Here is a 21,389-nt window from a genome sequence, read left to right as displayed (position 1 = left end):
GGCACAGACACGGCTGGGGCGGGCAACTACTGTCCGCGCTTGCCGTCGAAGAAGTCGCGGGCGTCGTCGTTGACGGCGTGGCCGCCGTCTGATTTCGGCTGGTCCGCAGGCGTCGGCCCGCCAGCCGCCCGGGTAGAAGGCTGCTGCGCGGCGTCCACCTCGCCGCTGTCCAGGTCGTCGTCCGGACTGTCTGCGTCGTCGTCGAGATCATCGTCGTCGGAGTCCAGCGCGGAATCGTCTGATTGCGTGCGGGCGGGCACAGCCGGGGTCTCGGCGAAGCCGCGGAACACGAGACCGGCGATCGCGGCGCCCACCAGCGGCGCCACCCAGAAGAGCCACAGCTGTTGGAGGGACCAAGAGTTGCTGAAGATGGCCGACGCAGTTGCCCGCGCCGGGTTGAACGGCGTGTTGCCCACTGCCTGGCCAAGCTGCAGCAGGACGGCGAGGGTGAGTCCCACGGCGAAGGGCGCCGCGGCTTTGTTGGCGTTGCGCGCGGCGGTGGTGCCAAGGAAAACGGCGACCAGCAGGGCCGCCCCCAGGACCTCGACGAGCAGGACGCCGGCCATCGGAGCCTGGATGATGGAGTGCTCGCCGAAGCCAGCGGTCACGGTGTCAAAGGCGGCGCGGGTGTCCTCGATCTTGGGCACAGTCCGCAGGACGCCGAACAAGGCCAGCGTTCCGGCAAGTGCGCCGACGAGCTGCGCACCGAGATAGGCGGCAGCCTCCGGCAGCCTGATCCGGCCGGCGATGGCGTTGCCCAGCGTCACTGCCGGGTTGAAGTGGCCGCCGGAAATGTAGCCGACCGCCAGCATGGCGGCGGTGACGGCCAGGCCGGCGGCGAGGGAGGCGGACAGCGGGTTGGACTGGGGGATCGTGAACAGCGGGACGCCAAGCCCTGCAATCACCAGGAACAGGGTTCCAAAGGCCTCGGCTGACAGGCGGGCCACAAGCCCCGGTTTGAATGCCTCCGGAGCGGCGTGCAAATCGGGACTTGAGGTCGGGTGCGCAGGCACAGGGGAGGTCATATTTTGGAAAATCCTTTGCTTCGTTGCCCAGCCGGTGATTCCGGTGCGCGTGCGGGCGGCGGTGCACCCGGCAATGTACTGTCCGACGTAGTCTGCCAACTGAGTCTGGACGCTTGCTGGATCCGAGCTTAGCGGGCGGGCACCCGTCGCTGCGACTGTGGCGGCCGACCGCGCACCAGCGCGTTCGCCGCCCGGGGTAAATTTACTGACATGAGCACTGAACCCTTCCGCCGGACGGCGCCGACGCCCGAGTCCCGGATCCACGGCTGCCTGCTGGGCGGCGCCCTGGGCGATTCCCTTGGCTACGCCGTGGAATTCGATGATATTTCCACCATCCGGAGCCGATTCGGTCCCGCAGGGCTCCAGGATTTTTCAGCGCTCGACGGCGGCAGCCACTTCTCGGACGACACGCAGATGACGCTCTACACGGTTGACGGCCTCGTAGAGGCGCTGGAGTGGGCCAACGACGGGACGGCCGCCGACGCCAACGCCTGCGTGTGGCTTGCCTACCTGCGGTGGCTCGCGACGCAGGGGGTGCCAGTCCCGCCGTCTGCACCGGTCCCGCAACCGCGCTGGATTGACACCCAGGCAGCCCTGAAGCACCGGCGCGCACCCGGAAACGCCTGCCTCAGCGGACTGGCCACCGGCGAAATGGGCACCGTGTACCGACCGGTGAATCCTGATTCCAAAGGATGCGGCACCGTGATGCGCTCGGCGCCGTTCGGCCTCATTCCGCACGTTCCTGCCGAGGCGGTCTACAAGCTGAGCTCTGATGCGGCGTCATTGACCCACGGGCACCGTTCGGCCCGGCAGAGCGCCGGAGCGTTCAGCCTCCTGATCCACGCCCTCATGAGTGGCCAAAGTCTCCATGAAGCGGCCGAATTCGCGCTCAACCACGCGCGTGGCCAGGCCGACCCCGAGCCGGCCCTCATTGACCGGCTGGAGCGGGCCCTCCAGCTCGCAGACGGCTCGGCGCAGGATGCAGCTGCCGGCCGCCCCCTCGGTCCGGAAGACCTGGTGCGGGAGCTGGGGGAAGGCTGGGTCGCCGAGGAGGCCCTCGCCGTCGCGCTTTACGCGGTGCTGGCCACTGCCCCCGCCGGCGGCATCACCCAGGAGGCCGCCGGTCCTGAACTGCAAGCGCACTTCCGCAACGCCATTGCGCTGGCCGTGAACCACAGCGGAGACAGCGACTCCACCGGCTCCATTGCCGGGAACATCCTGGGTGCCTTCTATGGCGAGGAATGCCTTCCGGCCGAGTGGCTGGCGGCTCTGGAAGCCCCGGAGGTCATCCGTGGCATGGCCGGGCAGCTGATCTCGGTTACAGTCGCCTAAGCGTGAAGTTGTTGCATGCTTCGCAGATTTCCGCCGGAATGAGTCCGCGGCGCTGAAGGAACCCGAAGATCACGCAGCCCAGGCAGAAGCCGGCGAATGCTTCCAGCGAGGCTGCCAGCACGAGCACAGCCAGGAGAATCCAGGCGGCGGGAGCAAGACCTGCCGCGAGCAGCAGTGCCGCGGCTGTTGACATGGCCGCACCCATGCCCTGAGCGAAGCGCTTGGGCGGGCCGGGGACCAGTTTGGCCCGGCCCAGGCGGGGTGCCAGGACCTTCACGGAGAGCAGCGCCAGGGGCGAGATCCTGGGGCCGAACAGCACGCGCAGCCAGAAACCGGCGGCGATGACGGCCAGTCCCCATCCCCAGCCCGTCAGCAGAGTCACGGCGGCCAGCACCACCACCAGGCCGGCAGTGATCCGGGCGGCATACTCGTTGACCGGGTTGGGGAACTCGAAAACCTTGCGCCAGTCGACGCCGGCACGCCGGCTTCCTGCCGCAGTGGCTGGAACGGTGTCAGCCGTGGTGTTGTCGATCCGGAATTTGCCCATGGTGCAAGGCTAGGAGGCACCGTCCGGCACCGGAAGCATTGTTGCGCCGTGTGACCCGACTGCCCCGTGTTGTGCGGGTGCCGGACCACAGATCCGGAAACCGGGCCGACGCCCTCCTAGAGCAGCGCAGCGGCGGCGGGCACCTGTCCGCCCACCATCTGAAGGAACTCGCCTTCGGACAGCACTTCGATGCTCTGGCCCCGTTCGTGGAGTTCGAGGACCCGCCGGGCCTTGCCCGTCAGGCGGCCGGAGCGAAGATCGGATGCCACGAAGCCGTCGCCGACCACCAGCACCGTGGTCCGGCCGGTCACCCGGCTTTCCGGCTGCGCACCGAACTCCGCCGAGAGGACCTTGGCTTCGGGCCGGGGCATGGCGAGTTCTCCCGTGAACACCACCGTCTGCCCGAACAGCGGGTGGCCGGGCTCGGCGTCGGTGTTCGGCAGGGGGTTGGCCCCTTCGACGGGCCAGCCCGGCTTGAACGCCTGCACCGGAGCGGCTCCGCTGCCGCCTGCTGTCCCCAGGGCGGTCAGCGTTGCCTTCGAAAGGCCGTCACGGGCGGGATCGAATGCCTGCTGATGCGGGATCGAAAGTCCAAGGGACAAGAAGAGTTCGGCGATGCTGCCGGCCGCGTTCCGCCGTGCGATGTCGATCAGGATGCCCGCGCAGGCCCTGGCGTCCTCGGCAGCATCGTGATGGTTGACCAGCGGGACGCCGGCTTCCTCGGCCGCATAGGGCAGCGAGTTGGAGACGAGCGAATAGCACCGGCGTGACAGCATCACCGTGCAGACATAGTCGTAGGCCGGGCCCGGCAGCCCGGACACTTCAAGTCCGGAGCGGATCACGCCCATGTCGAATGCGGCGTTGTGCGCCGCCAGTACGTCTCCCCCGATGAACGCGCCGATCTCGGGGAAAAGCTCACCGAAGCGCGGCAGGCCCGCCACATCCTCGGGCCGTATGCCGTGGATCCGCACATTGTGGTAGTCGAACCGGTCATGGTTTTCGGGCGGCCGCATCAGCCAGGAGGCTTCCTCCACCACCACCCCGCCACGGACCTTGCTGAGCCCAACGGCGCACGGCGAACCGCGGAAGCCGTTGGCTGTCTCGAAGTCAATCGCCGTAAAGTCCAAACCCACGGCTCAAACTTTACCGCCGGCCCGGTGGCGTCCTGGCACCGCTCCCCCGCCTGTCGCGCGTGTCGATGGTCACGCCGCGGGCCGCAAGGGCAGGGCCGACGCCGCAGGTCCAGTAGCCTTGAAGGGTGAACCTACATGCGATGAGTGACTTTGCCGTGTCCACCCTCGGGGGTGCGGGACCGGTGCAGCCGCACCTGGCCTCGTTCCTCCCCGACTGGCTCAACCCCCAGATCTTCCTGGCCGATCCGGCACTGGCCCCCTGGGTTGTGCTGCTGGTCTGCGGCATCATCTTCGCGGAGACGGGCCTGCTGATCGGGTTCTTCCTCCCCGGCGACTCCATGCTTTTCACGGCTGGCCTCCTGGTGGCCACGGACACCATCAAGTTCAACATCTGGCTCTTTTCCGCGCTGATCATCGTGGCGGCCATCGTGGGAAACCAGACCGGCTACTTCATCGGCTCCAAGGCCGGCCCCGCGATCTTCAACAAGCCGGATTCGAGGCTGTTCAAGCGCGAGAACGTGGAAAGCGCGCACGCCTTCTTTGAAAAGCACGGCGGCAAGGCGCTGATCCTCGCGCGTTTCGTTCCCATCATCCGCACCTTCGTCCCGGTGATCGTCGGGGTCGCCCAGATGAGCAAGCGGAAGTTCTTCCTCTTCAACGTCATCGGTGCCGTGCTGTGGGGCGGCGGAGTCACGCTCCTCGGCTACCTGCTGGGCGACCGGGTGCCCTGGGTCCGGGAAAACCTGGACATAATCTTCATCGTCATTGTGCTGGTCTCCGTGATCCCCATCGGCATCGAAGTCCTCCGCGGGCTGTCCGCCAAGCGCCAGGCGGCCCACTTCGGCACGGACGCCGTGGACGAGTACATCGAGGAGCACGCTCCTGAAGGGGAGCGCAAGACGAACATGTAGGTCCGGCTTCCGGATAGCAGCGCCACGACGAAGGCGCCCCACGATGTGGGGCGCCTTCGTCTTTGTTCCTGAAGCGTCGTTGCTATTGAAGCTACGCCTGGTCCTGCCGGCGACGCCCCGCCAGTGCCTCGACGATGGCGGGCAGCAACGCCCTGAATGCCTGGCCCCGGTGGCTGATGGCGTTCTTTTCCTCCGGGCTCAGCTCTGCGCAGCTGCGGTCCAGGCCGCTCGGCTGCAGCACCGGATCATAGCCAAAGCCGCCCTCCCCGCGCGGTTCGCGCAGCAGTGAGCCTTCAAGCTGGCCGTACTCCACCACCTCGCGTCCGCCTCCGTCCGCGGCCTGGCCCGGCACGGCGAGCGCCGCAGCGCAGACGAAGGCGGCCCCGCGGTATTCGTCCGGAACATCCGCGAGCTGGGCGAGGAGGAGGCGCAGGTTGGCGGCGTCGTCACCGTGCCGGCCGCTCCACCGGGCCGAAAAAATTCCCGGGGCGCCGCCGAGGACGTCCACGGAAAGTCCTGAGTCGTCGGCTATTGCCACCAGACCCGTGGCTTCGGCCACCGCGCGGGCTTTGAGCAGGGAGTTCTCGGCAAACGTCACGCCCGTCTCGGCGACGTCCGGCGCGCCGACGGCACCGGCGTCCACAACCTGCGTGTCGACGTCGAGCCCTGGAACCTGCCCGCGCAGCAGCTCCCGCAGTTCGCGGAGCTTGCCTTTGTTGTGCGTGGCGAGGACCAGTACGGGAGCCGCCGGGCCGTCCTGGTGCGTCACGGGGCTTCCGCCAGCGTTTCCCGCTGGATGGCCGCGAGCTGTTCGGTGCCCAGCAGGGCGAGGTCCAGCAGCTGGTTCAGCTCGTCGCGGTCGAAGGGGGCGCCCTCGGCTGTCCCCTGGACCTCGACGAACTTGCCGGAGCCGGTGACCACGACGTTCATGTCGGTCTCTGCGCGGACGTCCTCGACATACGGCAGGTCCAGCATGGGGATGCCGTCGATGATGCCGACGGACACGGCAGCGATGGTGTCGATGAGGGGCTGCGCGTTTTTGGAGATCATCTTGTTCTCGCGGGCGAACCGGATGGCTTCGGCAAGGGCAACGTAGGCGCCGGTGATGGCGGCGGTGCGGGTGCCGCCGTCGGCCTGCAGGACATCGCAGTCCAGCACAATGGTGTTCTCGCCCAGCGCCTTCGTGTCGATGATGGAACGGAGCGAGCGGCCGATGAGCCGGGAAATCTCGTGGGTGCGGCCGCCGATCTTGCCCTTGACGGACTCGCGGTCGGAGCGTGTGTTGGTGGCACGGGGCAGCATGGCGTATTCGGCCGTGACCCAGCCGCGGCCCTCACCCTTGAGCCAGCGCGGCACGCCTTCGGTCAGGGAAGCCGTACACAGCACCCGGGTGTTGCCGAATTCGATCAGGGCAGAGCCTTCGGCCTGCTTGGACCAGCCGCGGGTGATGCTGATCGGCCGGAGCTGATCAGGAGTACGGCCGTCGGCACGAATGACGGGGGTGGCAATTGCTTCAGAAGTCATGCCTTTAGCTTATCGACCCGCGCGGTCCTGCCGGACACCGGTCACAGCGCACTGCACAGCGCCCCGCACTGCAAGCGGGGGCTCAGACGGTGTAGTGGACTCCGGCCACGGCAACAGCCACGTCGCCGTTGAACACCGGCTTGGCCTCGGCCATAACTTTGGTCTGCGACGTCCACACCGGGATGTGGGTGAGGAGCAGCCGGCGTGCCCCGGCGGCAGCGGCTGCCTCGCCGGCGCGCTTGCCGGTCAGGTGCACGTCCTTGATGTCGTCGTCGCGGCCCTCCTCGAAGGCGGCCTCGCACAGGAACAGGTCCGCGTCCTTCGCCGCCTCTTCCAGCCCGGCGCAGGAGTCCGTGTCCCCCGAATACGTGAGCACGCGTGTGACCGGGGCGCCGTGGGCGGACGGTTCGGTGACCTCGACGCGGAGGGCGTAGGCCTCCTCCACGGGGTGGTTCACCGCAAACGGTGTCACGGTGTAGGGACCAACAGTGACGGACTGCCGTTCAGTCCAGTTGGTGAAGTCGAATTCCTCGTGCATGCCGGGGTCAAGCTCCAGCCCGTACGCCGTGGCCATCCGGTCCGCAGTGGCGGCAGGGCCCCAGACCGGAATCCGGTCGCGCCCCCAGCCGCCCGGCTTCCACCGCACAGCCACGTGGAGGCCGCACAGGTCCATGCAGTGGTCCGGGTGGAGGTGTGTGAGGAAGATCGCGTCGATGTCCTCCAGGTCCGTGTACCGCTGGATTGCACCGAGCGCCCCGCTGCCAAGGTCCATTACAATCTTCCACGTCCGCTCGCCGTCGTGGGCGGTCAGCAGGTAGCACGACGCCGGGGAGCCGGGTCCCGGGAAGGACCCGGTGCAGCCAACAATGGTCAGCTTCACAGGCGGGAACCTCCGGCGGCGGAGCCGCTGACGAAATTGGAAAGCCGCGGCCGGGCGGCGCCGGCCTGCGCGGCAGCGATCATTTCCGGCGTTATTCTTGCCAGGCTGCCGGTGGGGTACTGCGCGGCTACATGGTCCACGTGCCGCACGCTGAGGACCTCCGGGCCAAGGAAGCGCCTGGCCAGGGTTTCGAACTGGCCCGCTTCCCCGGTGGCGATGAAGTGATGCTGCGGCGGCGCCTCGAGTGTCCGCTGCAGATCGTGCGAGACGAGTGCCCGGTAGACGTCCTTGGCAGTTTCCTCGGCGCTGGAGACCAACGTGACGTCCTCGCCCATGACGTAGGAGATCACTCCGGTGAGCAGGGGGTAATGCGTACAGCCGAGAACGACGGTATCCACGCCGGCGGCGCGTAGCGGCTCAAGGTACTCCCGGGCAACGGCTAGCAGTTCCGGACCGGTGGTGACGCCGGCCTCCACGTAGCTGACGAACGCCGGGCAGGCCACGGAGGTGATGTGCAGGTCCGGCGCAGCGGCGAAAGTGTCCTCGTAGGCGCGGGAGCCCACGGTCGCGGACGTCCCGATGACGCCCACCCGCCCGCTCCGGGTGGCGGCCACGGCCCGGCGTACGGCCGGCTGGATCACTTCGATAACCGGGATCCCGTAACGCGCCGTGTACCGTTCACGGGCATCCCGCAGCACGGCGGCGGAGGCGGAGTTGCACGCAATGGTCAGCAGCTTGACGCCGGAATCGACCAGCTCGTCCATCACACCCAGGGCGTTGGCCCGGACCTCGGCGATGGGCAGCGGTCCGTACGGGCCGTTGGCGGTGTCGCCCACGTAGAGGATCGACTCGTTGGGCAGCTGGTCGATGATGGAGCGCGCCACCGTCAGCCCTCCGACTCCAGAGTCGAAGATGCCGATAGGCCGCGAGCCCATGGGGCTGTTGTCCGTGCTGATCGCTGGGGAATCCGCCGCAGCTCCCGCTGCCGGATCCATGCTCGAGGCTGTTGTCATGATTATTCGAGGATAGGGCTTCCCTGTTGGTGCGGCCATCACATTGTGTCGTCCGACTCATGTCGGATGGGTCACACTCGCGTGACGGGCCGCCCGGGCCGCGCGCCGGTCCGTCAGCCGCGCGATTCCATGGACTGGAGCATGGCCTGCACGAGTGACTCCTGCAGCCACGTGGTGAAGTTGTACACCAGCGCCAGGTAGCTTTCCACGTCTTCGGCCTGGGACCAGTCCTGCATGGTGTGGACGTGTTCGGCGTCTGCGTCGTCCCGGATGTCCAACCGTTCGGCCAGGACAAGGCGGACATCGTTGAGGGCCTGGGACCAGTGCCGGGCATCGGCGGGCGAAAGAACCACGTCATTGGTGTCCAGGCTCAGCGCCGCCGCGCGCAGGGCGCCGATCTTGTTTTCCCGCAGGGAGCGTTCGGTGAGCTGCCGGAACTCCAGGGACGCGGCGTCGTCGTTCTTCATCACGTTGGGCAGGAGCCGCCGCAGCGCGCGGTCCGACGGTTCCTGGACATTCATGTCCAGCCCGATCAGGGCGGTCAGCGGGTCTTCACTTGCACTTTCCGCGGGCTGGAGCATGGAGATGACGTCGTCAATCAGGCTGCGCAACAGTTCCCGTTCCGCGGGTTCCAGGTACCCGGTAATGCCTTTGAGTCCGTATTTAAATGCCTTAGCCACGTTTGCCTTTACCCTTGCCGGTTCCGCCCTCTTTGCCGCCCCCGGTGGCTTTCTCCACCGTTGCCCACAGGCCAAAGCCGTGCATCGCGACGGCGTGCTGCTCCACCTGTTCCTTGCTGCCGTGCGCCACGATGGAACGTCCCTTTTTATGGACCTCCATCATGAGCTTGTTGGCTTTGGGCTCCGAATAGCCGAAGTAGCTCTGGAAGACGTAGCTCACATAGCTCATGAGGTTGACGGGATCGTTCCAGATCACCAGGTTCCAGGGAATGTCCGGGGCGGTCAGGGCGTCGGTGGACGTCACTGTTCCGGTCTGGGTGCTCTCCTGGGTGTCAGGGCCGAGCGCAACGCTTAGGGTCATCTGTCCATTCTAGGGCGATGCGCACTAGAGTGAATTCGTGAGTACCTCTGCTGGCTGGGACCATCCCCGCACGTCCTTGTACACCGACCACTACGAACTGACCATGCTCCAGGCGGCGCTGCACTCCGGTGCCGCGCACCGGAAGTCGGTGTTCGAGGCGTTCGCCCGCCGGCTTCCGGACGGCCGCCGCTACGGGATCGTGGCAGGAACGGGCAGGCTGCTGGAGGGCATCGCGGACTTCCGCTTCGACGGGCCGGAGCTGGATTTCCTCCGGAGCACGGGGGTGGTCAACGCCGAAACCCTGGACTACCTGGCCGGTTTCCGTTTCACCGGCGACATCTGGGGCTATGCGGAGGGTGAAGCGTATTTCCCTCACTCCCCCATCCTGATTGTGGAATCCACGTTCGCAGAGGCCTGCATCCTGGAGACGTACATTCTCTCGGTGCTCAACCATGACAGCGCCATCGCGTCCGCAGCGTCCCGGATGATCACCGCAGCCGGCAACCGGCCCTGCATCGAAATGGGCTCCCGGCGGACCCAGGAGGAATCCGCGGCCGCCGCCGCCCGCGCAGCCGTCATCGCCGGCTTCGACAGCACCTCCAACCTGGAAGCCGGGCGGCGCTACGGCATCAAGACCGTGGGCACCGCCGCCCACTCCTTCACGCTCCTCCACGACACCGAACGGGAAGCCTTTGAGGCGCAACTCGCCTCGCTCGGCAGCGGAACCTCGCTGCTGGTGGACACGTACGACGTCGAAGCGGCCGTCCGTACGGCCGTTGACCTTGCGGGCCCCAAGCTGGGGGCGGTCCGGCTGGACTCCGGGGACCTCGTGGCGCAGGCACAATGGGTGCGGCAGCTGCTGGACGACCTCGGCAACGAAAACACCAAGATCGTGGTCACCTCCGACTTGGATGAATACGCCATCGCAGCGCTGCAGTCGGCACCGGTTGACTCCTACGGCGTGGGCACCTCGCTGGTCACCGGCTCCGGCGCCCCCACGGCGAGCATGGTGTACAAACTCGTCAGCCGCACGGATGACGCCGGTGAATTCGTTTCGGTGGCCAAGGCGGCCAAGAACAAGGCCAGCAAGGGCGGCAGGAAGTACGCCCTGCGAAAGCTCGACGAGCGGGGCGTCGCCACCCAGGAGATCGTGGGGGTGGGACACCGGCCCGAAGACGACGGCAACGACCGCCAGCTGCTGCAGCAGTTCATCAAGAACGGCGAGCTGCTCCCCGGTTGGACCGGAACCGAGGGCGTGATCCGCGCCCGCCAGCGGCACATGGACTCCATGGCGGAACTCCCCGCAGTGGTCAACCGCCTCCAGCGCGGCGAACCAGCCATCCCCACTCTCTACGAAGAAAACTGAGGAGAACTGATGTCCCGCGCCCTGATTATTGTTGATGTCCAGAACGATTTCTGCGAGGGAGGCTCCCTAGCCGTCAAGGGCGGGGCCGAAGTGGCCGGTGCCATCAGCGAGTTCGTGGATGCCCATCACGGCCAGTTCGACCACATTGTGGCCACGCAGGACTGGCACATCGAACCCGGACAGCATTTCTCGGAGTCGCCCGACTTCATCGACACCTGGCCGCCGCACTGCGTCGCCGGCACCCGCGGCGCGGAGCTTCATCCCGACCTGGACACCGAGTACATCCAGGCCTATTTCCAGAAGGGCCAGTTCACAGCCGCCTACTCCGGCTTTGAGGGCATCCTGGCCCCCGAGGACGCCGTCCCGACGGGTGACCGCAAGCCCGGCGCCCTGCCGTTGCCGGACGACGCGGAAGCGCTCACCGCCAGTTCATTCGCCGATGAGGACGCGATCGGCCTGGACGACTGGCTGCAGAGCCATGACGTGGAAGACGTTGTGATCGTGGGCATCGCCACCGACTACTGCGTGATGGCCACGTCCCTGGATGCCGTCCAGGCCGGCTATTCCGTGACGGTGATCCGGAACCTGACGGCCGGGATCGCCGCCGACCTTGACGACGCTTACGCGGAAATGGAACTCGGCGGCGTGGACCTGGCCTGAGCCGGCCCTGCTTTTACGCGCCGAAAGGGCCGGCCCGCGTTGCGGGTCGGCCCTTTCTGCGGCTCCGCCGTGAGCTCCGGCCCTACTTGCGGCCGATGAACCAGTCCTGAAGCTTCCGCAGCCTGGCCTGCAGCTGTTCCTCGTTGGCCTGCGCCACGGGAGGGCCGCCGCAGACGGTTCGGAGCTTGGTGTGCACCACGCCGTGCGGCGTCCCGGTCCGGGCGGACCAGGCAGCCACGTTCTTGGCCAGTTCGTTGCGCAGGTCCATCAGCATCCGGTGGTCCGGCACCGCAGGCGAGGCAACCGGCTCTGCGGACCTGAGCTTCTTGCGGCTCTGCTGTTCATGCTGGCGCTGGCGCAGCAGCGTGCCGACCTGCTCGGCGTCCAGGAGCCCCGGAATGCCCAGGAAGTCCAGTTCGTCATCTGACCCGATGTCGCCGCCGGTGCCGAACTCGCCGCCGTCGAACAGCACCCGGTCGAACGATGCCTGCGAGTCCAGGGCCTCGAACTTGCCCTTGGTGAGGCTGTCGGAGGCTTTGTCCTCCCGGTTGGCCTCGTCCATCAGCGAGTCCTCCGGATTGAACAGGCCGTCGCCGTCCTCTTTCTCCGGCCGGTCCAGGGCGTGGTCCCGTTCAGCCTCCATCGAGTTCGCCAACGCGGTCAGCTGAGGCACGGAGGGCAGGAACACGGAGGCCGTCTCGCCCCGCTTCCGTGCACGCACGAAACGGCCCACGGCCTGGGCGAAGAAGAGCGGCGTGGACGTGGAAGTGGCGTAGACGCCCACGGAAAGACGGGGCACGTCCACGCCTTCGGACACCATGCGGACGGCGACCATCCAGCGCTTTTCGCTGGCGGTGAATTCCTCGATCTTGCTGGATGCCTTGGCGTCGTCGGAAAGGATCACGGTGGGTGATTCGCCCGTGATCTTCTTCAGCTGGAGGGCGTACGCCCGAGCGTCTTCGTGGTCGGTGGCGATCACCAGGCCACCGGCATCGGGCACGGTCCGGCGGACCTCGCTCAGGCGTTTGTCCGCCCCGGCCAGCACGGCCGGGATCCATTCGCCTGCAGGGTTGAGGGCCGTACGCCAGGCCTGCGAAATGATGTCCTTGGTGACGGCCGACTCGCCAAGCGAAGCGGCCATCTCCTCGCCGCCGCTGGTGCGCCAGCGCATCTGTCCTGAGTAGGCCATGAACATGACGGGACGGACCACGTGGTCACGGAGGGCGTTCCCGTAGCCGTAGGTGTAGTCGGCCTTGGAGCGGCGGATGCCGTCCCGGTCCTCGGCGTACTCTACGAACGGAATGGGCGAAGTGTCGGAACGGAAGGGCGTCCCCGTCAGCGACAGGCGGCGTGTCGCGGGGTCAAAGGCTTCGCGCAGTCCGTCGCCCCAGGACAGGGCTTCGCCGCCGTGGTGGATCTCGTCGAGGATCACCAGGGTCCTGGCGGCCTCAGTCTTTGCGCGGTGCAGCATGGGCTTGCTGGCCACCTGGGCGTAGGTCACGGCCACGCCGATGAAGCCGCGGCCGTGCTGCCCGTCCGCGTTCTTGAAGTTGGGGTCGATTGCGATCCCCACGCGGGCTGCGGCATCAGCCCACTGGCGCTTCAGGTGGTCCGTGGGCGCCACAATGGTCACCCGGTTCACGGTGCCGGCCTCGATCAGCATCGAGGCCACCCGCAGGGCGAAGGTGGTTTTGCCTGCCCCGGGTGTTGCCACGGCCAGGAAGTCCCTGGGACCGGTAGCAAAATAGCGGTCAAGCGCCTCCTGCTGCCAGGCACGGAGCTTTTGCGCAGTACCCCACGCTGCCCGTTCGGGGTAGGCCGGTGGCAGCGTTGGCCCGCCGAAAAGTGTCTCCGTCACGCAGAGCCCTCAATTCCCCGCATTGCGGCAGCCGACAACGAAAGACACATAAACATAAACACCAATCTGTTCCGGATGAGCCGCACCGGTCCGGCAACCACAATTAACCACAATCAATATCGTCACGGGACGCGCGCAGCGGAGAATAGCGCGCCGTGATTTGTCGCCTGCCCCGGAGGGGGCGCGGTCACCTCAAGAAGTGGGTGACCGCAGGAAGCACCGGCTACTTGCCGGAATCGCCGTCCGAGCCCTTGCCGCCGTCGTTGCCGGGACGCAGGCCTTCGTAGACCTCTTTGCACTCGGGGCAGACCGGGAACTTCTGGGGATCGCGGCCGGGGGTCCACACCTTGCCGCACAGTGCGATGACCGGCTCGCCCGTCAGGGCCGATTCCATGATCTTCTCTTTGCGCACGTAGTGGGAGAACCGCTCCCGGTCACCGGGCTCCACTTCCTGGCGCAGTTCCTCGCGCTCGATAGTGGCAGTGGACGTTCCTGCTCCGGAAAGCTCACGCATCGGGTCGTTTTCGAGGGGATCCGTCATGCTAGTCATGGCATCCATCTTAGCTGTTGTGCCGGACAAAAAACTGAACAGCCGGACTACAGGCCCTGCCACCCGGGCTTGTTGTCATAGGTGTGGCGGTAGTAATCCGCCAGCCGCAGCGACGACGCGGCTGCCTCGTCCACAAGGACCGTGGCGTGCGGGTGCATTTGCAGCACCGACGCTGCACAGATGGCTGCGACCGGACCCTCTATGAAGTCCCGGACAGCCTGTGCCTTCTGGGCGCCGGTCGCAATCAGAATCACGTGGCGGGCGTCCATGATGGTGCCCAGCCCCTGGGTGAGCACATGGTGGGGAACGTCATGGATGCTGTTGAAGAAACGCGCGTTGTCCCGGCGTGTCTGTTCGATCAGGCTCTTGATCCGGGTCCTCGACACCAGCGACGAGCCCGGCTCGTTGAAGCCGATGTGCCCATCGGTGCCCACCCCCAGCAGCTGAAGATCCACGCCTCCGGCGGCCTTGATGGCTTCCTCGTAGGCCTCGCAGGCTGCCTCGATATCCGCCGCCGAGCCGTCGGGGCTGTGCACGTTCTCCGGATCAATGTTCACGCGGTCCGTGAACTCCCGCCGGATCACCTCACGGTAGGACTGCGGATGCCCCGGCTCAAGGCCCACATACTCGTCCAGGGCAAAGCCGTGCGCCCGGCTGAAGTCGAGGCCGGCCTGCTCATGCCTGCGGGCAAGCTCATCGTAGACCGGCAGCGGGGAGGATCCGGTGGCCAGGCCGAGGACAGCGTCCGCTTTCCGGCGCAGCAGGGCCTCAATGGCGTCCGCCGCCAGGGAACCGATCTGTTTGCTCCCCGGAAGAATCACGACTTCCATGGCCAACCGCCTTTCCGCGTCCTTACTACTAAATCATGCCCCTGGCAGGCCTAGCGGTTGACCGCGAGCTGGGCCAGCAGTTCGGGTCCGCGCGCGTCGAGCCATTTGCCGCCGAGGCGTACGCCCAACACGAAAAGTACGACTCCCAGGATGGTGCCCAGCGCAAGGTTCAGCCACCCGAAGAGCGCATTGCCCGTCACGCTCTGGGCAACTATCAGCGCGGCTTCCGGGAGCACGAGGAGGAACAGCACGCCCATCCCGCCGAACTGCACGAGCATTGTCTGGCCCACATTGCCCGGGGGTTTCTTGAACGGGCTGTCTCCCGGCAGCGGCACGGCTACGTTGTACCGGGCCGACACCACGGACGAGAGGCCAAGACCGGTCAGGAGGATGCCCACGGACAAACCCAGCATTCCGGGCAGCCACTCCCAGCTGCCGGTGAACGCAAACGGCACGAACGTGAAAGCCAGCACCACCGGGACGGAGAGAAGAAGGCAGGCCAGGGCACGGCCCAGCCGATCGGCGACCCCCCGCACTCCCGTGGCTAGGTGGAGCGCGAAAGCGGTGTTGTCGTAGGAGACGTCAGCCGAGATAGACCAGGCCATCAGGAAAGCGGTCAGTGGGCCAAGCACCAAGAGGATCCCGAAGTCATCACCCTGGCTCGCCTGGAAAAACATCACCAGAGCCAGCAGCGGGATGACAATGAGCGATCCGCCGTAACGGGGATCGCGCAGCCAGTAGGTAAGCGCACGCGCTGTCACCGCACCGGTAGGCGTTGCGGGCAGGATGGAGAACAGCCCCATCTTGCCGCCCTTCCGGCTCCCGCTACCCGCGTATGGAGGGTTGACCAGGGCGCGCTCCAGAAGGATTTTCCAGCACCAGGCGAGCGCCGCCACGGTGGCCACGGCGATGAGGAGTTTGGCTGCCGCCGTCCCCGGGTACCCGGCGTCGATGTCACCGCCCAGGGACCAGGCAGCCCCGAGAGGTGTCCACGCCATGGTCCGGGCAAAGTCCGGCAGGAACCCGGCGGACGCTGAGATCCCTTGCGATACTCCTGCCACGAGGGGGCCCAGCAGGATCAGGGGCACCATGAAGACAACGCCGCTGACATCCTTGAAACGGCGCGACGCCGCAAGGCTGGCTGTGGCCGTCGTGGCCACCTTGGACAGCACAATGCACGTGAAGACGCCCAGGACCGCCCCCAGGAGCGCGGCCAGTGCGGGAATGACGCCGCGGGACCACGTCCCCACCGTGGCCAGTGCCACCAGGGCAGTGGCCACGCCCGGAATTCCGATCAGCCCGCCCAATGCCAAGCCGGTCAGGAGCTGCCGCATAGGGACGGCGAACGTGGTGAACCGTGCGGGATCGAGCGTCATGTCGGCGGCCGAGACCGCCACCGGGATGATGCCCCAGCCGAGGACGGCCGCCGCACCGCCCAGGACCACAACGGTGTGCGCGACGTCGTTTGCCTCCTGCCGCAGCAGGAGCAGGGCCACCACCAGGACACCCACCAGCCCCAGCGCGTAGAGGCCGCCGACGATCAGACCCACGAGCTGCCAGGGGCTGCGCCTGAGGCTGTTGCGCAGGAGCGTGATCTTCAGCCTTAGAAGGTGCGCAACCATTCCAGGCCCTCCGTCTGGCTCCGGCCGCCTACGAGCTGGACGAACCGGTCCTCCAAGGAGGCGCCGGCGCGGACTTCTTCCACCGTGCCGGCTGCGAGCAACCGGCCCGCGGCTACGACAGCGACGTGGTCGCACATCCGCTGGACGAGGTCCATGACGTGGCTGGAGACGATCACCGTCCCGCCGGATTCAACGTAGCGTTCAAGGATGTCCCGGATATTGGCCGCGGAGACCGGGTCCACCGATTCAAAGGGCTCATCGAGCACCAGCAGCCTGGGCGCGTGGATAAGGGCGGAGGCCAACGCGATCTTTTTGGTCATGCCGGCCGAATAGTCCACCACCAGGGTTCCGGCGTCGGCGCTGAGGTCAAGCGCGGCCAGGAGCTCCCGCACTCTGGCGGACACCACGTCCTTGTCCATCCCCCGCAACAGGCCCGCGTAGCTCACCAGCTGTTCCCCCGTGAGCCGGTCAAAAAGCCGGACTCCATCAGGGAGGATGCCCATGAGTTTCTTCGCCTCAAGCGGCCGGGCCCAGACGTCGACGCCGTGCACCAGTGCCGTGCCGAAGTCCGGCCGCAGAAGCCCTGTAGCCATGGACAGCGTGGTGGTCTTGCCGGCTCCGTTGGGACCCACAATCCCGTAGAAGGACCCGGCAGGCACGTCCAGGCTGAGGCCGTCCACAGCGATCTTTCCGCCGAAGCGTTTCGCGAGGCCGCGGATGGCAAGGGCCGGAACAGGGTGCTGCTGAGGGCCGGCGGACGGATCAATCCCGGGTTGCGGTTCAGTCATGGTGCCAGCGTAGCCTCCGGAATGCGCCGGAAGGATCGTCCGAAAGGGGTACTTCCTAGAACGAGTGGCGGGGAATGGCCCGTTCGTACTGCGGCGCCCACGGGAGCTGGTGGCCGAGCTCGAAGGCGGCGCGGAGCCACCAGTGCGGATCCCGCAGGGCCGCGCGCGCAATGAAGACCCCGTCAGCCTGGCCGGTGGCGACGGCGTGTTCCGCCTGTCCGGGAGAGGTAAGGAGTCCCACAGTGCCGGTGCGGACGCCTGCCTCCCGCCGGATCCGGGCCGAGAAGCCCGTCTGGTAGCCGGGACCGGCCGGAATCTGCTGGTGCGCCACGGCTCCCCCGCTGGACACGTCCACCAGGTCAACACCGTGTTCTGCGGCCGCGCTGGCCAGCCGGACCGAGGCGGCGGCGTCGATCCCGCCCTCAGCCCAGTCCGAAGCGGAAATCCGCAGCAGGAGCGGCATCGAATCGGGGATGACTTTGCGCACCGCGTCCACCACGGCCAGGGTCAGCCGGTTCCGTCCGGGCTCGTCGCCGCCCCAGGCATCGGTGCGGTCGTTGATGAGCGGGCTCTGGAACTGATGCAGCAAATAACCGTGGGCGCCGTGGATTTCGATCGTGTCGAACCCTGCGTCGACTGCCCGGACTGCGGCCGCGGCAAAGTCCGAAATGACGCCGTCAATTTCCGCCGCGGTCATGGCAGCGGGCGCCGCATAGCCGTCAAATGCCGAGGTGCCCGGCCCCACAGTCTCCCAGCCGCCGTCGGACGCCGGCACTGAGCCGCGATTGCCCGAGAAGGGCCAGTACGTCGAGGCCTTCCGGCCGGCATGCGCCAGCTGGGTGCCGATCTTGGCGTCCGCTGCACCGTGGCGGTGCACGAACGCCGTGATCCGCTCCCACCCGGCCGCCTGCTCGTCGTTATAGATTCCGGCGTCCATTGGGCTGATTCGGCCGGCTGCGTTGACCGCTGCAGCCTCGGTGAGGATCAGGGCCGCGCCTCCGGCCGCGAAGGACCCCAGGTGCATGAGGTGCCAGTCGTGGGGGACGCCTTCGCCGGTGTCCGGACCGCAGCTGTACTGGCACATGGGCGAAACCCATCCGCGGTGGCTCAGTGTCAGTGAGCGCAGCTCCAAAGGTGAAAAGAGTGCCGGGGGCATTAGAAGAGCACCCGGGCCAGCCCCTGCCGTGCCTTGGCGACGCGTTCATCGGACGGGCCCACTACTTCGAAGAGGTCCAGCAGCCGGACACGGGCGGTCTCGCGCTCCGGCCCGAAGTTGCGGCCGATGAAGCCGACAATCCTGCCGAGGGCGTCCTCGATGTGCCCGCCCGCAATGTCCAGGTCGGCCACGCCCAGCTGGGCATCAAGGTTGTCCGGCTCATCGGCCGCGAGCTGGCGCAGCGCCTCGCCGTCCGGACCGGTCAGGGACTGCAGTCGCTCCATCAGCTCCACCTGGGCAAGGCCGGCTTTGGCTTCCGCGTCAGCGGGCATTTCCAGCAGCGCCTGCCGGTAGGAAGCGGCCGCAGCGGCGAAATCTCCGGCGTCGATGGCGTCGTACGCTGCCTGGTGCAGGGGCGGCAGCGGGACCGGTTCGGCTTCGGCCGGTGCGGCTTCGGCGCCGCCCAGGCTGCCGGTGACGCCATTGGCGGCGGCGACCTTCAGCAGTTCATCCAAGAGGCTGCGCACCTGTTGTTCGTCGGCTCCGCCCTGGAACAGGGGCACTGGCTGCCCCTTCACCACGGCCACGGCCGTGGGAACAGCCTGGACCTGGAAGGCTTGGGCCAGCTGCGGGAAGGCGTCGATGTCTGCGGCACCCAGGACCAGGCGTCCGCCATAGCTGTTGATGATGTCCTCAAGGACGTTGAGCAGCTCGCCCGAGGCGGGCGAATAGCTGGCCCAGAGGCCGAACACCACGGGGACCTGCGCGGACAGTTCAACGAGCTGCTGGAAGTTCGCCTCGGTGACTTCGACGCGAAGCGGCTGCCCGCCGGTGTCCGGCGCCCCTTGGGCGGCTGAGGGCGGGACGGCGCCGGACTGTCCCGCACCGGGCTGTCTGCCGGCGGGCGACTGCCCGGCCGCCGGTGGCGCAGGGCGCTGTTTCAGGCTGGAAAGGTCGACGGCGCCGCGCAGGTTGAGCTGGCTGGCAGCGGCTGGAGGGACTGGACGGGAGGCTGGCGAACTCATAGCCTCCACTCTAGCCACTCCGGCCGCTGCCGGTCATACCCGGAGCAGGGGCTACTTGAAGCTTGCGCCCACGAGCCCGCGGGTGGCGGCCACGAGCTTCATCGGATCCTTGGATCCGGTCGGCGGGATGTAGACGGCCATGGACTCGGCGAAGTTGAGCACCATGCCGGAGCTCGTCTCCTTGCCCCCGGCCAGGACGGCCGCGTCGTCGCCTATGGCGAGCTTGTCGCCTTCGGCCTTGGGCGTTCCGTCGAAGGCGAAGTTCAGGCGGCCAAGGACCAGTGCGCCGCCGTCTGCGGTGCGGAACACCACGGTTTCCTCGGGTGCCACCTTATGCGTGAAGCTGAAGTTGCCGTTGACGCCGGTCTTGGCCACATCGGCCTGGTACGCCAGGGTGTCGGCGATGTAGGGCGAGGACTCACCCTCGACGAGCTTGTCCTTGAACGTCGAATCAGGCTTGGTCAGGCGGTCGCCCAACCCGGCAAGGGCTTCCTCGCCGCTGTAGAGCAGGCCTGACTTGTCGTTGGCGGCAAGGGTTTCCGTGCCGGTCCGTCCGATGGCGGGGAACGTGGTACCCGGCTGCAGCGGGGTGGTTTCCACGAGCTTGTAGTTCTCGCGCGGGGACTTCTGCACGAGGGTCAGCAGCTGAGGCACAACATTGCCTTCACCCTGGGTGACGGCCATGACCTGGCGGGGCCAGGCCCGCTTGCTGGTGACAACGGTGGTCAGCAGCTTGGTGGCACGGACGGGCATGCGGGCCTCGTAGGCGCCCACCTGCGAACGGATCCTGTAGTTCTGCGTGCGGACCTCAAGTTCGGTGCGGTCCACACGGGACTTGAGCTTCGCGGCATCCTTGGCGGCGTCGCCGGCATCCACCGTGCTTGACACTTGTTCCAGGATCCGGCGGAACTGGGCATCCAGCAGCACGGGCGAGTCGGGCGCGGTCTCCGCCCCGGCGGCAGTGCTGGCCGACGGCGAAGGAGTGGTTGTGGCCTGGGCGGCTACGCCCGTGCCGGCAACGATGGTGGCTGCGAGGGCAGCCATGGCCACGCCCGCGCGCCTCGCGGTGAAGTTGGCGGTGGAACTGGCGCTGCCGGGCTGCTTCTCGACCGGCGAGGGAGCTGCAGGCGCCGGCTTGTCAGCCGGGCGGACTGCGCGTGCACGGCGGACCAACTTGTCTTTCAGGGATTCGCCGGTGTCATCCCCTCCCACTCCGGCGGGCTTGCCGCCCTTTGGCTTGATCACCAGCAGCGCCAGCCCGGCGAGCATGAGGAGGCCGCCAAGAACCATCAACGGCACGGCCCACGGGGTGGAGGTGTCATTGGGGAACGTCATCGAGATGGACGACGGCGCCGGCTTGGTGCCGTCCGAGGCCAGCAGGAGCGACCACTCGCCGTCGGCCGGGGCATTCCAGGTGTAGTTCAGCTCACCGCTGGCGTTCTCCGTGGAAACCCACAGATCGGAACCGGCGGGCGACGGTGCGGCGGCTTCGCCGTCCGCGTGGGTCACCTGGAGGGATTTGTTGTCTTCGGAGACTCCGGACACCGTGTTGTGGGCTGTCTTGCCCACCCATGCATCAACATCGTCGGGACGGCCGGCCGCCAGCATAAAGCTGCCTTCGCCCTTGACGTTGATCTTGACCGTTCCCCCGTGAAGGGTCCTCAACTTCTGGTCAATGACGGTAAGTGGTGCGGCGGTGCCGTCGGAGGGTGCCGAGGCTGTAACGGTCTCGGCCGGGGCCCAGATGGTCTTCTGTCCTACGCCGGCCAGCAGTGTTAGGAGGCCGAGCAGCACTAGTGCAACTGCAGTCTTGAAACGCAAAAGGATACCTATCATCAGCGGGGGTTTACTTTCAATAGTAACCGTTTTGTTACCAATGAGTCAGATCGGGGCTTTGTTCCCAGCCTAGGGCAACCTGCCGCGTCCGCCGGAAAACCGGGCGCTGACAGGCCTGCTGATAGTGTTTGCGATGATCATCACAAGGCCCGCGAAGGCGGCGCCACGGACGGTAAAGGGCCTCAAAACGCAGTGACTGAACACACGGATTCGTCCACCCCAGGACAGCAAGACATCACGGGATCCGGTGCACAGGAAGGTGTAACGGGCGGCAGGCAACACGAGCACAAAC

Annotated in this window: 21 protein-coding genes; 4 read left to right on the top strand and 17 right to left on the bottom strand. The window is 67.0% G+C overall.

Annotated elements, in window-relative coordinates:
- Positions 1-26: 26 nt before the first annotated feature.
- Positions 27-1,025 (bottom strand): MIP/aquaporin family protein, encoded by a 999-nt coding sequence (locus tag J2S97_RS02725; RefSeq protein ID WP_307046320.1) that lies wholly within the window; start codon positions 1,023-1,025, stop codon positions 27-29.
- A 210-nt stretch (positions 1,026-1,235) separates the two neighbouring features.
- Here J2S97_RS02725 and J2S97_RS02720 point away from each other — a divergent pair, with 210 nt between their 5' ends.
- Positions 1,236-2,357: an ADP-ribosylglycohydrolase family protein gene (locus tag J2S97_RS02720; protein WP_307046318.1), complete on the top strand. Its 1,122-nt coding sequence runs from the start codon at positions 1,236-1,238 to the stop codon at positions 2,355-2,357.
- Here J2S97_RS02720 and J2S97_RS02715 read toward each other — a convergent pair.
- Together J2S97_RS02715 and J2S97_RS02710 are read right to left on the bottom strand one after the other, a co-directional pair.
- Positions 2,344-2,904 carry a DUF4395 domain-containing protein gene (locus J2S97_RS02715; protein ID WP_307046316.1) on the bottom strand — a complete coding sequence of 187 codons (561 nt, stop codon included), beginning with the start codon at positions 2,902-2,904 and terminating at the stop codon, positions 2,344-2,346. The two genes, J2S97_RS02720 and J2S97_RS02715, sit on opposite strands and share 14 nt — an antisense overlap.
- Positions 2,905-3,020: 116 nt before the next feature.
- Positions 3,021-4,037, bottom strand: coding sequence for an exonuclease domain-containing protein (locus tag J2S97_RS02710; protein WP_307046314.1), 1,017 nt, complete (start codon positions 4,035-4,037; stop codon positions 3,021-3,023).
- A 140-nt stretch (positions 4,038-4,177) separates the two neighbouring features.
- Between J2S97_RS02710 and J2S97_RS02705 the strand changes: the two genes are divergently transcribed.
- The gene (locus J2S97_RS02705; RefSeq protein WP_307046312.1) at positions 4,178-4,948 is read left to right on the top strand and encodes a VTT domain-containing protein; all 771 of its coding nucleotides are present in this window, start codon (positions 4,178-4,180) and stop codon (positions 4,946-4,948) included.
- A 91-nt stretch (positions 4,949-5,039) separates the two neighbouring features.
- On the opposite strand, the gene rdgB is transcribed toward J2S97_RS02705, so the two are convergent.
- The 6 genes from rdgB to clpS form a co-directional block, all read right to left on the bottom strand.
- The gene (gene rdgB, locus J2S97_RS02700) at positions 5,040-5,717 is read right to left on the bottom strand and encodes an RdgB/HAM1 family non-canonical purine NTP pyrophosphatase (protein WP_307046310.1); all 678 of its coding nucleotides are present in this window, start codon (positions 5,715-5,717) and stop codon (positions 5,040-5,042) included.
- Entirely contained in the window at positions 5,714-6,472 is a 759-nt protein-coding gene (gene rph / locus J2S97_RS02695; RefSeq protein WP_104172370.1) for a ribonuclease PH, read from the bottom strand. The genes rdgB and rph overlap by 4 nt, the downstream gene beginning before the upstream one ends.
- An 82-nt stretch (positions 6,473-6,554) precedes the next feature.
- Entirely contained in the window at positions 6,555-7,352 is a 798-nt protein-coding gene (locus J2S97_RS02690; protein ID WP_307046308.1) for an MBL fold metallo-hydrolase, read from the bottom strand.
- A complete protein-coding gene (gene murI, locus J2S97_RS02685; protein ID WP_373460481.1) occupies positions 7,349-8,365 on the bottom strand; it encodes a glutamate racemase in 1,017 nt (338 codons plus the stop codon). The genes J2S97_RS02690 and murI overlap by 4 nt, the downstream gene beginning before the upstream one ends.
- Before the next feature lie 113 nt (positions 8,366-8,478).
- Positions 8,479-9,045 carry a DUF2017 domain-containing protein gene (locus J2S97_RS02680; RefSeq protein WP_307046303.1) on the bottom strand — a complete coding sequence of 189 codons (567 nt, stop codon included), beginning with the start codon at positions 9,043-9,045 and terminating at the stop codon, positions 8,479-8,481.
- Entirely contained in the window at positions 9,038-9,406 is a 369-nt protein-coding gene (gene clpS, locus J2S97_RS02675) for an ATP-dependent Clp protease adapter ClpS (protein ID WP_307046301.1), read from the bottom strand. The genes J2S97_RS02680 and clpS overlap by 8 nt, the downstream gene beginning before the upstream one ends.
- Before the next feature lie 37 nt (positions 9,407-9,443).
- Between clpS and J2S97_RS02670 the strand changes: the two genes are divergently transcribed.
- Both J2S97_RS02670 and J2S97_RS02665 read left to right on the top strand, forming a co-directional pair.
- Positions 9,444-10,772, top strand: a complete 1,329-nt coding sequence (locus tag J2S97_RS02670; protein WP_307046299.1) for a nicotinate phosphoribosyltransferase — start codon at positions 9,444-9,446, stop codon at positions 10,770-10,772.
- A gap of 9 nt (positions 10,773-10,781) precedes the next feature.
- A complete protein-coding gene (locus tag J2S97_RS02665; RefSeq protein WP_307046297.1) occupies positions 10,782-11,432 on the top strand; it encodes an isochorismatase family protein in 651 nt (216 codons plus the stop codon).
- A gap of 82 nt (positions 11,433-11,514) precedes the next feature.
- Here J2S97_RS02665 and J2S97_RS02660 read toward each other — a convergent pair whose 3' ends face one another.
- The 8 genes from J2S97_RS02660 to J2S97_RS02625 all read right to left on the bottom strand — a co-directional run bounded on the left by J2S97_RS02660 (position 11,515) and on the right by J2S97_RS02625 (position 21,097).
- The gene (locus J2S97_RS02660) at positions 11,515-13,290 is read right to left on the bottom strand and encodes a DEAD/DEAH box helicase (protein ID WP_307046295.1); all 1,776 of its coding nucleotides are present in this window, start codon (positions 13,288-13,290) and stop codon (positions 11,515-11,517) included.
- Positions 13,291-13,513: 223 nt separating this feature from the next.
- On the bottom strand, positions 13,514-13,849 hold the full coding sequence (locus J2S97_RS02655; RefSeq protein ID WP_307046293.1) for a DUF3039 domain-containing protein: 336 nt from the start codon (positions 13,847-13,849) through the stop codon (positions 13,514-13,516).
- 38 nt (positions 13,850-13,887) lie between these two features.
- Entirely contained in the window at positions 13,888-14,670 is a 783-nt protein-coding gene (nagB, locus tag J2S97_RS02650; RefSeq protein WP_307046291.1) for a glucosamine-6-phosphate deaminase, read from the bottom strand.
- Positions 14,671-14,720: 50 nt separating this feature from the next.
- Entirely contained in the window at positions 14,721-16,292 is a 1,572-nt protein-coding gene (locus tag J2S97_RS02645; protein WP_307046289.1) for a transporter, read from the bottom strand.
- Positions 16,274-17,080: an ABC transporter ATP-binding protein gene (locus J2S97_RS02640; RefSeq protein ID WP_307046288.1), complete on the bottom strand. Its 807-nt coding sequence runs from the start codon at positions 17,078-17,080 to the stop codon at positions 16,274-16,276. Before J2S97_RS02640 ends, J2S97_RS02645 begins: the two co-directional genes overlap by 19 nt.
- Before the next feature lie 55 nt (positions 17,081-17,135).
- On the bottom strand, positions 17,136-18,236 hold the full coding sequence (locus J2S97_RS02635) for an NADH:flavin oxidoreductase/NADH oxidase (RefSeq protein WP_307046286.1): 1,101 nt from the start codon (positions 18,234-18,236) through the stop codon (positions 17,136-17,138).
- The gene (locus J2S97_RS02630) at positions 18,236-19,261 is read right to left on the bottom strand and encodes a tetratricopeptide repeat protein (protein ID WP_307046284.1); all 1,026 of its coding nucleotides are present in this window, start codon (positions 19,259-19,261) and stop codon (positions 18,236-18,238) included. Before J2S97_RS02630 ends, J2S97_RS02635 begins: the two co-directional genes overlap by 1 nt.
- Before the next feature lie 51 nt (positions 19,262-19,312).
- Positions 19,313-21,097: a hypothetical protein gene (locus J2S97_RS02625; RefSeq protein WP_307046282.1), complete on the bottom strand. Its 1,785-nt coding sequence runs from the start codon at positions 21,095-21,097 to the stop codon at positions 19,313-19,315.
- Between the last annotated feature and the right edge of the window lie 292 nt (positions 21,098-21,389).

It is taken from the genome of Arthrobacter oryzae, assembly GCF_030812315.1.
In the GTDB taxonomy this organism is placed as follows: Bacteria; Actinomycetota; Actinomycetes; order Actinomycetales; family Micrococcaceae; genus Arthrobacter; species Arthrobacter oryzae_B.
This window is presented reverse-complemented; position numbering and strand designations above follow the sequence as displayed.

Excerpts from the sequence above, each read along its gene's own strand:
- J2S97_RS02725 (WP_307046320.1), bottom strand. The coding sequence starts at position 1,025 with ATGACCTCCCCTGTGCCTGCGCACCCGACCTCAAGTCCCGATTTGCAC.
- J2S97_RS02720 (WP_307046318.1), top strand. The coding sequence starts at position 1,236 with ATGAGCACTGAACCCTTCCGCCGGACGGCGCCGACGCCCGAGTCCCGG.
- J2S97_RS02715 (WP_307046316.1), bottom strand. The coding sequence starts at position 2,904 with ATGGGCAAATTCCGGATCGACAACACCACGGCTGACACCGTTCCAGCC.
- J2S97_RS02705 (WP_307046312.1), top strand. The coding sequence starts at position 4,178 with ATGAGTGACTTTGCCGTGTCCACCCTCGGGGGTGCGGGACCGGTGCAG.
- rph (WP_104172370.1), bottom strand. The coding sequence starts at position 6,472 with ATGACTTCTGAAGCAATTGCCACCCCCGTCATTCGTGCCGACGGCCGT.
- murI (WP_373460481.1), bottom strand. The coding sequence starts at position 8,365 with ATGACAACAGCCTCGAGCATGGATCCGGCAGCGGGAGCTGCGGCGGAT.
- clpS (WP_307046301.1), bottom strand. The coding sequence starts at position 9,406 with ATGACCCTAAGCGTTGCGCTCGGCCCTGACACCCAGGAGAGCACCCAG.
- J2S97_RS02665 (WP_307046297.1), top strand. The coding sequence starts at position 10,782 with ATGTCCCGCGCCCTGATTATTGTTGATGTCCAGAACGATTTCTGCGAG.
- J2S97_RS02655 (WP_307046293.1), bottom strand. The coding sequence starts at position 13,849 with ATGGATGCCATGACTAGCATGACGGATCCCCTCGAAAACGACCCGATG.
- nagB (WP_307046291.1), bottom strand. The coding sequence starts at position 14,670 with ATGGAAGTCGTGATTCTTCCGGGGAGCAAACAGATCGGTTCCCTGGCG.
- J2S97_RS02645 (WP_307046289.1), bottom strand. The coding sequence starts at position 16,292 with ATGGTTGCGCACCTTCTAAGGCTGAAGATCACGCTCCTGCGCAACAGC.
- J2S97_RS02640 (WP_307046288.1), bottom strand. The coding sequence starts at position 17,080 with ATGACTGAACCGCAACCCGGGATTGATCCGTCCGCCGGCCCTCAGCAG.
- J2S97_RS02635 (WP_307046286.1), bottom strand. The coding sequence starts at position 18,236 with ATGCCCCCGGCACTCTTTTCACCTTTGGAGCTGCGCTCACTGACACTG.
- J2S97_RS02630 (WP_307046284.1), bottom strand. The coding sequence starts at position 19,261 with ATGAGTTCGCCAGCCTCCCGTCCAGTCCCTCCAGCCGCTGCCAGCCAG.
- J2S97_RS02625 (WP_307046282.1), bottom strand. The coding sequence starts at position 21,097 with ATGATAGGTATCCTTTTGCGTTTCAAGACTGCAGTTGCACTAGTGCTG.